This window comes from thiotrophic endosymbiont of Bathymodiolus puteoserpentis (Logatchev), assembly GCF_900127505.1.
Lineage (GTDB): Bacteria > Pseudomonadota > Gammaproteobacteria > PS1 > Pseudothioglobaceae > Thiodubiliella.
In genome coordinates this window covers 9482-11346 of record NZ_UEXF01000036.1, presented here as the reverse complement: position 1 = coordinate 11346, position 1865 = coordinate 9482, and the positions used below count along the sequence as shown (strand labels likewise).

At 38.9% G+C, this 1865-nt stretch carries 1 protein-coding gene; it reads left to right on the top strand.

The window, feature by feature from the left end:
- Positions 1-165: 165 nt before the first annotated feature.
- The gene (locus BHECKSOX2_RS06180) at positions 166-1674 is read left to right on the top strand and encodes an RHS repeat domain-containing protein (RefSeq protein WP_139682905.1); all 1509 of its coding nucleotides are present in this window, start codon (positions 166-168) and stop codon (positions 1672-1674) included.
- Positions 1675-1865 lie beyond the last annotated feature (191 nt).

Genomic DNA, 1865 nt, shown 5'->3' with positions numbered 1-1865 from the left:
TGCAAGCAAAAACTCAAACCCTTAAAATGACGATTGTAAGTGGCTTGAGAATTATTGATTCAAATGCTCAAACTGGAATAACGTGGTGGAACTGGACAGTTTAGCCAACCTATCTGCTCCTGAACCTGCACATCCGACGCCACGAAAAAAACATTGTGTTATTTTATGAATTTACTAGAACCCTACCACCAAACCTGCACCTACGACACAGGCAACAACCTAACCCACCTCTCACACCAAGCAAACAGCAGCACATGGCAACAAACCCTCGCCATCCACCCAAGCAACAACCGTGGCACCGAAACCCAGCAATCCACCACCGACTTTGATGCCAATGGCAACTTACTAACCCTTGATAACATTGGTGCTCTAGATTGGCACTACAACAACACCCTTAACCAACTCACCAAAGCAGACAAAAACAACACCGCACAATACTATGTCTATGATTACCAAGGCAAGCGAGTCCGCACTGTGGTTGAATCTAACAATCAAGTGCAAAGCCTAAGAGATTACCTACCTGCACTAGATATCTCAACCAAGCAAGCAAAACAACAAACCAACACTCTGCACATCGGCACCCACATCCTTAGTGAAAGTAGTAAAGACAACACGCAAACCCGCTACCAACTCAACAGCCACCTACAATCCAACACCCTAGAGTTGAATGACAAAGCCCAAACCCTCAGCTACGAACACTACTACCCCTATGGTGGCACTGCTATTATCGCTGGCAAAGACAAAACCAAAGTGCAACAAAAACGCTACCGCTACACATGCAAAGAAAGAGACGACAATAGTGGTTTGTCCTACTACGGTGCTAGGTACCTAGCCCCTTGGCTAACAAGATGGATAAGCCCTGATTCAGTAGGGGCGGTTGATGGCTTGAATTTGTACGCTTATGTGGGCAATAATCCACTTAAATATGTTGATCCGACGGGGCATGTTAAGAGAAAAAATACAGATGAAGGGGCAGTTGGAGGTGCAAATAATATACAAACTGGAAGGCCAGATTCTGAAAAATATATAAAAATAGATGAAACAGTGTCATCACTTGATTTAAAGATTGAGAAAATAAAAGCCATGCAGCAAGAAATTCTTCAATCAGATGTTTTTAAAAAACTGGGCGCATTGAAATCTTCTACTCGACTTCGTAATGCGGGGACCCCCTGTGCTGAATCAAATAAAAAGATACTTCAATTACGAAATGAGTTTATGAGTGTAAAAGAAAATCCTAGCATTGAAGCGCTTATTAAATTCAATATGAGTGATAAATTTAAGGAATTGGTCTTGGACAAATATCAAGTTGCTAATTGTTCGGAATGTGCTAATGTTATGTTTAATGAATTAAGCAAAAATTATCCTGCCATGACAGTGGAACATCTAACAACTGAAAATTCTGACCATTCCTTCAACTTGATTAATCGCAATCAATCAACTCCCATATTCGAACCTGAAAAATGGAATGAAGACTCTTTAGTGGTAGACGCATGGGCAGGAGTCGTTTATACTAAAAAAGAGTTTATTTCTGTCAATTTAAAATTGAAACATTATGGTCTTGATAAGAGTATTGAAGGTTCGTCTGAACACATTATAAAAAATACTGATGGCAGAATAAATTTACATATACTTGAAGGGTTTAATGTTATGGAAAAAATAGATATGCCACCCTAATCCAAATATAAGACAAACTCAGGTGCTGTAAATTCAATGTGAACACTTTTTAAATAGTCAACCCTTAAAAACCACACAACAAATTGATTTATAACAATAAAACCAACAATAACCCTAGACAAATCAACCAACTTTTGCTAAAATACCTCTTATTTCTTGGTCGTTTTGCTTAAAAAAATGTTAACTAAATC